The organism is Skermanella sp., from assembly GCF_059503625.1.
In genome coordinates this window covers 1-7177 of record NZ_JCACHA010000931.1, presented here as the reverse complement: position 1 = coordinate 7177, position 7177 = coordinate 1, and the positions used below count along the sequence as shown (strand labels likewise).

General features: G+C 62.8%; 6 protein-coding genes. 5 read left to right on the top strand and 1 reads right to left on the bottom strand.

All coding sequences use genetic code 11. The annotated features are described in order from the left end of the window. On the bottom strand, positions 1-202 hold a 202-nt coding region (locus AC5JJ6_RS34000; protein WP_496046285.1), incomplete at its 3' end, for a hypothetical protein. Between AC5JJ6_RS34000 and AC5JJ6_RS33995 the strand changes: the two genes are divergently transcribed. The 5 genes from AC5JJ6_RS33995 to AC5JJ6_RS33975 all read left to right on the top strand — a co-directional run bounded on the left by AC5JJ6_RS33995 (position 176) and on the right by AC5JJ6_RS33975 (position 7065). Further along, positions 176-1867: a putative nucleotidyltransferase substrate binding domain-containing protein gene (locus tag AC5JJ6_RS33995; RefSeq protein ID WP_496046284.1), complete on the top strand. Its 1692-nt coding sequence runs from the start codon at positions 176-178 to the stop codon at positions 1865-1867. The two genes, AC5JJ6_RS34000 and AC5JJ6_RS33995, sit on opposite strands and share 27 nt — an antisense overlap. A gap of 2 nt (positions 1868-1869) precedes the next feature. Further along, complete coding sequence (locus AC5JJ6_RS33990) at positions 1870-2415, top strand: 3'-5' exonuclease family protein (protein ID WP_496046283.1); 546 nt, start codon at positions 1870-1872, stop codon at positions 2413-2415. Between the two features lie 97 nt (positions 2416-2512). Then, a complete protein-coding gene (locus AC5JJ6_RS33985) occupies positions 2513-3340 on the top strand; it encodes a substrate-binding periplasmic protein (protein ID WP_496046282.1) in 828 nt (275 codons plus the stop codon). Between the two features lie 197 nt (positions 3341-3537). Next, entirely contained in the window at positions 3538-5808 is a 2271-nt protein-coding gene (locus AC5JJ6_RS33980) for a mechanosensitive ion channel domain-containing protein (RefSeq protein ID WP_496046281.1), read from the top strand. Positions 5809-5940: 132 nt separating this feature from the next. After that, positions 5941-7065, top strand: coding sequence for an FIST signal transduction protein (locus tag AC5JJ6_RS33975; protein WP_496046280.1), 1125 nt, complete (start codon positions 5941-5943; stop codon positions 7063-7065). Positions 7066-7177 lie beyond the last annotated feature (112 nt).

The following is a 7177-nucleotide window of genomic DNA, read 5'->3' as shown; positions in this document are numbered from 1 at the left end:
CCCCGAGGATGCCAACCTTGGGGCGCTTTTTCATGACCATCAACGGCGAAGGTCCGTAGTCGTGCCTGAAGCTTTGAGTTTCACAAGCCCTCCTTTCGACCGCCTGAGTGATGCCGAGCGCGATCGGGTCCGTGCCGCGTCCGATCTGGCGGTATGGCCCAAGGGAACCACGATTTTGCGTGGCGACGAAGCGGCCGAGCATCTTCATGTCGTCCTGAAGGGACTGGTCCATGAGGTGGACGGCGCCGAGGTGCTGACATCCTATGGACCCGGCGAGAGCTTCGACGCCAAGGCGCTTCTCGGCACGCCATGCACCAGCTCCTTCGTCGTGCGCGAAGACACAGTATGCCAGCTCCTGCCGGCTGCCCTGTTCCTCGACCTGACCCGAGCCAATCCCTATTTCGGCGCATGGTTTCATCAGGAGCTGATCGAGCGCCTGCGAGAGATGGCGGTGCGGCAGGCCAATGGGGAGATGACCTCCTTCATGATGGCCCGCATCCGTCAGGCCTTCATCCATCCCGCGACCTATGTAGACGCGTCCTGTACCGCCCGCGAGGCCGTCGCCGCCATGAAGGCGACGCGCTCGACCTCGCTGCTGGTTCGCGACGGCGGGGGGGAGAACGAACGCGTCGGTGTCCTGAGCGACCGCGACCTGCGCGATGCCGTCATCCTGGATGGCGCGCCGGTCACGTCGCCGGTCGGCCCCTTCACCAGCTACTCGATGATCTCGCTCGACATCGACGATTTCCTGTTCAATGCCCTGGTCGTGATGACCAAGCACGGCATCCGCCGCATCGTGGTGACGGAGGAGGGCAGGATCGCCGGCATCCTCGAACAGGTCGATCTGCTGGGCTTCCTGTCCAACAACTCTCATGTCGTGGCGATCCGTGTCGAGCGCGCGAGCGACCTTGCCGATCTCAAGACCGCTTCGGCCGAGATCCCGACCCTGATCCAGGCTCTGCATGCCAACGGGGTCAAGGTTCAGCTGATCGCGGAGATGGTGACGGCCTTGAACCGCCGGATCTTCGCCAAGCTGTTCGAAATGCTGGCGCCCCCCGATCTGCTGGCGAACTCCTGCCTGATCGTCATGGGCAGCGAAGGCCGGGGCGAGCAGATCCTGAAGACCGATCAGGACAACGGCCTGATCCTGCGCGATGGCTATACCTGTCCCAATCTCGACGCGATCACCGCCGAGTTCTCAAGGTCGCTGATCGAGTTCGGATATCCCGAGTGTCCCGGCAAGATCATGGTCAACACGCCGGAATGGACAAGGCCGCTGGCCGGATACCGGGAAGCGATCCACAACTGGGTCCATCATCCCGACGAGGCGGCTCAGCTCAACCTTGCGATCTTCTACGATGCGGCTGCCGTGGCCGGGAACGCCACGCTGCTGGAGAAGGCGCGCGACTACCTGCTCGAAACCCTGTCCAGCAACGACGTCTTCTTCTCCCATTTCGCTCGTCCCACGCTGAGCTTCGAAACTCCCATCGGGATGTTCTCCAACCTACGCGGAGAGCAGCTCGACATCAAGAAGGGTGGTATATTCCCGCTGGTCCACGGAGTGCGCAGTCTCGCACTCGAGAAGCGCATGACCGAGCGCAATACCCTGGACCGCATCGACAAGCTGCTGGCCCTGGGTGTCTTCGACCGGACAATGGCGACCGAGCTGTCGGAGGCGCTGTTGGCGATGATGGCGCTACGCTTGAAGCTTCGCCTTGCTGCCGGCGAGATCGGAACGCAGACGGACAACTTCATCCGGCCCGACCAGTTGAACCGGCTGGAACGCGATCTGCTCAAGGACTCGCTTTCCATCGTCAAGCGGTTCAAGGAATTCATTACCTATCATTTCCACCTGAAGATGTTCTGAACATGCTGTCGGATCTCCGTAAAAGCTTCAATCGGCGCAATCTGACCGATCCCGCATTCGGCTTCCTCTTCGACGAGGATTCCAGCGGTGAAGTCGTCGTTCTGGCAGTCGGAGCCACATCCTTCGAGCCGGCGCAGGCCGATCTTTTGGAACTCACCGGCATCCTGGTCAAAGGCAACCGCCTTCTGACCAGCGACAAGCTCCATCTGAAGGTGGGGGAGGGTGCTGGGACGGCGGAAGCGGCGGCCCTTGACCTTCTCAGGTTCGCCGGGTCTCGGCCGCTGGCCGGTTACTATCTGAACTTCGCCGTCGGTTTGCTGGATCGCATCGTCCGCCCGGCGATCGGCGTGCAGATCCCCAACGACCGGATCGAAGTATCGAGTCTGTACTACGATCAGCGTCGGGTGGTTCCGGGCCGGACCGCCACGGACCTGCGTTTCGACTCGATCCTCCGGGACCTCGATCTGCCTGATCGCGGCACCTCCGGATCGTTCGACGACGCCGTTTCCGCTGGACTGATTTATCTGACGCTAAGGCAACCCGCGTAATCTGCCCTTTCGATCGAAACAACGGGTATCGATAGGGTGCCGTGCAACGACCCTGCTGATCTGCCGCTTGATTAAGCCACTAACCGGTCATTTCAGGATGCCGATGATCGCTCGCCTGATCGTCCTAGTCAGCTTGATGGGGTTCCTGACTCTCGCTTCCGGCGAGGCGAGAGCGCTCGATCTCGTCAATGTGGTGCTGGCACCCACGCCTCCCTTCGTGATCGAGGGCGGAACGCTGGGATCTCCGCCCGGGATCGTGGCAGAGATCATCACCGAAGCTTATCGGCGTGATGGCAAGCAGCCATATTATGCATATATGCCCGCTGCGCGCGCCGAGCATACGGTGCGGAATGGCAGGGCGATGGCGACGGTCGTCTCGGGTGATCCCGGCGATCACGCAGGCAGCTTCGTCCTGTCGAACAGCTTGCTGACGACCCCGGTCAGCGCCTTCATCGCCTCCGGCTACGCAGGTCCTCCGCTGACGAGTTTCAAGGCGGTCGCTGAGCGGCAAGCCGCGATCCTGACGGAAGGGCAGGGGCGGCTAAGGGTCATTTCGATACACGGCGATCCCGTCATCGACGATCTGCACGAAGCCGGCGTCGAGGTCGAAGAGGTTCCCGGCATCGAATCCGCCATGTCTCTGGTCGTCAGGGCGGACGGCCGGGTGGTCCTGGTAACCTTCTCCAACGCCGCGATGCATCTCGCTCAGAACACCGGTGTGCCGGCGGCGCAGTTCCAGTCGTTTACGATCGGGTACTCCGACTTCTATCTGGCTATATCGCGCACCCGGCCATGCGCGATCGATCTGGCGAACCGGTTCAACCGGTCATTGGAGACCCTGCGCCTTGACGGGACCATCGACGCGATCCTCGAGCGCTACGGGGCCGCGCCAACCTCTCCGGACCAGTCTCCGGCCATCGATTAACCCGTTCGATATTGTCATCGTCGCAACGATTCGGTGATTGGCGGGTTTTTGGCTCGATGATTTCACATCTTGCCGGGTGGCCCTGAAGCACGTCCCCGGCTAGCTTCGTGATTTGCCACAGCTCCGGATCAAACGAACGGATGATGACCGACCGAATACTCGACCGGTCCGCGCGCGGCCTTTTTGTGATATTGCCCGTGCTGGCCCTCATGCTCAGCACTCTTTCGGCGTCCGCCCAGATGCCGGCGGGCGCTCTGCCTGGAGCATCCTCCCCCGCGAAGCCGGCAACTCAATCCACTGCGGAAAGCGGCGATCCAGAGGACCGGATCGCCTCCCTGCTGGCCACCTTGGAAGATCCGGCTGCACGGGAGCGGCTTACGGCTCAGTTGCGGACGCTGCTCGATACGCAGGAGCAGACGGAACCCGAGGCGGTCGAGCCACCCAGTTCCCGCGTGCTCGAATTCATGTCCGAGCGCGTCGGCAGGCTCACCGGCCAGATGGTCGCCTTCGGCAGCATTTTCGCCGACCTGCCCGACACGGTCGACTGGCTCCAGGGACAGGCGACGGATCAGACACGGCGGGATCGCTGGTTGCAGTTGATGTCCCAGCTCCTGCTTGCGATCGGGGCCGGGTTCGCCGCCAGCGCGCTGGCATCCCGGCTGCTCAGGCGGGCGCGGCTGTCGATCGAAAGCCGCCGGAACGAGCGGATACTTGCGCGTATTCCCTTGGCGATCCTTCGTACCGTTCTGGAACTCGTGCCGATCGCAGCCTTCGGCATAGCCGGCTACGGCATGCTGTCGGTTACCGATCCGCCCCTGGTCATCCGGCTGGTGGCTCTCACCGTCATCAACGCAACCATCCTGATCCAGCTTGTCCTGGCCGTTACCCGGGGCATCCTGGCTCCCGTGGCGCGTAATCTCCGCATGCTTCCGATCGGCGACGAATCGGCGCATTACGGCTACATCTGGGTCCGCCGGCTGGCCTATACCTCCGTCTACGGCTTCTTCATCTCGGAAGCGGCCTATATGCTGGGCTTGCCCGGCGGCGCCCATGAGGCGCTGCTCAAGGTCATCGGCCTCGTTGCGACCGGCATGCTGGTCATCCTGATCCTCCAGAACCGGAAGGACGTAGCGGAGTGGCTTCGCGGACGGCCATTGACCGGCGGTTCCAACGGCCATGTCGAGGCGGAAGAGATCGCCGCCGGCACGCGCAGCGGCGCCTTGCGGGCGGCGCGGCGGCGGCTGGCGGATGTCTGGCATATCCTGACGATCCTCTATCTTGTCGTAATCTACGGCATCTGGGCTCTCAGCATCCCCGACGGGTTCGAATTCATGCTGAGGGCGACCGGCCTGTCGCTGCTGATCCTGATAGCGGCCCGGATCGTCGTGAACCTGATCGATACCCTGATCCGGCGGGGCTTCTCGATCTCGCCGGACATAAAGCGCGAGTTCCCCCATCTGGAAGAACGCGCCAACCGCTATCTGCCCATTCTCCAGCGGGTGTTGAAGGCCATCATCTGGTTCTTCGCCCTGCTGGCGCTGCTCGCAGCCTGGGGCGTGGACAGCTTTGCGTGGCTCGAATCGCCACTGGGCCAGCGCATCAGTTCCAGCGCCATATCGATCAGCGTGGTTCTGCTGCTGGCCGTCATCACCTGGGAAGTCGTCACCAACCTGATCGAGCATTACCTGTCCGGCAATGACCGCTACGGTACCCGGATCGAGCGGAGCGCCCGCGTCCGCACGCTGCTGCCGCTGCTGCGGAATGCCGTCATGGTTCTGCTCATCACCGTGGTCAGCCTCGTCACCCTGTCGGAGATCGGCGTCAACATAGCGCCGTTGCTCGCGGGCGCCGGGGTCATCGGTCTCGCGATCGGTTTCGGGTCGCAAACGCTGGTGAAGGACGTCATTACCGGCCTGTTCATCCTGTTCGAGGACACCATTTCGGTCGGCGACGTAGTCGATGTCGGCGGCGGTCACAGCGGCCTCGTCGAAGCGATCACGATCCGCACGATCAAGCTGCGCGATCAGGCAGGCGGGGTCCATTCGATCCCGTTCAGCCAGGTCAACTCGGTCCTGAACATGACCAAGGACTTCTCCTACTACGTGTTCGACATCGCGATCAGCTACGGCGAAGACCCTGACCGCGTGATCGGAGCGATCAAGGACCTGGGAGCGGAACTCCAGGCGACGCCGCAGTTCGGGCGGGTGATCCTGGAGCCGATCGAGATCATGGGGGTGGACGCTTTTCGCGACAATGCGTTCATCGTCAAGGCGCGGATCAAGACACGCCCGATCCAGCAATGGAACGTCGGACGCGAATTCAATCGCCGGATGAAGCTCCGGTTCGACGAGATGGGTATCAGGATCCCATTGCCGCACCGCATCGTCGAGTTTCGCCCGGACGAATCCGCCGGCCAGCCGATGGCGACGCCTGAAGCGGGAGCGTTGCAGTTGTCGAGAACGAGGTGATCCCTACCATTCGTTGGTATATGGCATATGAAAGGAGATGTAGATAATTCGGTCGAATGCGGGTAAATATTTCAACTTCGGTCGGGTGACTACCGCCCATGTGGGGGCGATCAAACTCCGGAGTTGCAGTAGATGCTCATCAATCAGCTTACCTGGACTCCGGGACATGGATGGGACACCCTCGCTTCCTCCGACGAAATGGTGTCGGCCGATTTCGTCCTCTACTTCTTCGGCCCCGGCGTGCAGGAGCTTCCCGTCCGGCTGGCGGAGCTTGGTCGGAAGTTTCCCCAAGCTGATATGATCGGCTGTTCGACCGGTGGTGAAATCATCGGCGACGAGGTGTTCGACGACAGCATCGTAGCCTCGGCGGTGAGCTTCGAACGGACTCCTGTCCGCGTCGCCAAGGTCGAGATCGACGGGGATTCATCGCGCGATGTCGGCCGGCGCCTCGGTGCTGAGTTCCCGAAGGAGGGCCTGCGCAGCCTCTTCGTCCTGTCCGACGGCACCGGCATCAACGGCAGCGACTTGATTCGCGGGCTTCAGGACAAACTCGGCACCGATATCAAGATCACCGGCGGTCTGGCCGGCGACGGCGCCGATTTTCGGATCACCTATGTCGGCGCCAACGACCTGCCGCAGCCCGGCCGCGTGGCGGCGATCGGGTTCTACGGCGATGCGGTGACCATAGGCCACGGCAGCTATGGCGGCTGGCAGCCCTTCGGGCCGGAGCGGCGGATTACCCGTGCGGTCGACAACGTCCTCCATCAGCTCGATAACGAACCGGCGCTGGATCTGTACAAGCGCTATCTCGGCGATCAGGCGGAAGGCCTGCCCGGAACGGCTCTGCTGTTTCCGCTCCGCCTGACGCGGCCGGATGGTGGCGAGGTCGTCCGTACCGTCGTCGGCACCGACGACGCCAGCAGCACCATGGTCTTCGCGGGCGACGTCCCGGAAGGCAGCTCCGCCCAATTGATGCGCGCGACTTTCGACAAGCTGATCGACGGCGCGGGAGAGGCCGCCGATCAGGCGGCCGTGGCCGAGGGCACGCACCTCGCCATTCTGGTTTCCTGCATCGGACGCAAGCTCGTCCTGGGCCAGCGCGTGGCGGAGGAAGTGGAAAGCGTGCTGGACGTCCTCGGCGCCGATGCGCGCACCATCGGTTTCTACTCTTATGGCGAAATTTCGCCGCAGGCGCGGACGGGTGCTTGCGAGTTGCACAATCAGACCATGACGATCACGACCATCGGCGAAAAATGAGCCTGCATCGGCTGCTCGAGCGGCAACTGAAGCGGGCGGCACGCAGACGTCCGGACGGCCAGCCCGAGGTCGCCGCCTTGCTCGACATGATCGACCAAGCCTATCGGGAAGC

Bases quoted from the DNA above. Each gene is read 5' to 3' on its own strand.
- AC5JJ6_RS33975 (WP_496046280.1), top strand. From the start codon at position 5,941: ATGCTCATCAATCAGCTTACCTGGACTCCGGGACATGGATGGGACACC.
- AC5JJ6_RS33990 (WP_496046283.1), top strand. From the start codon at position 1,870: ATGCTGTCGGATCTCCGTAAAAGCTTCAATCGGCGCAATCTGACCGAT.
- AC5JJ6_RS33985 (WP_496046282.1), top strand. From the start codon at position 2,513: ATGCCGATGATCGCTCGCCTGATCGTCCTAGTCAGCTTGATGGGGTTC.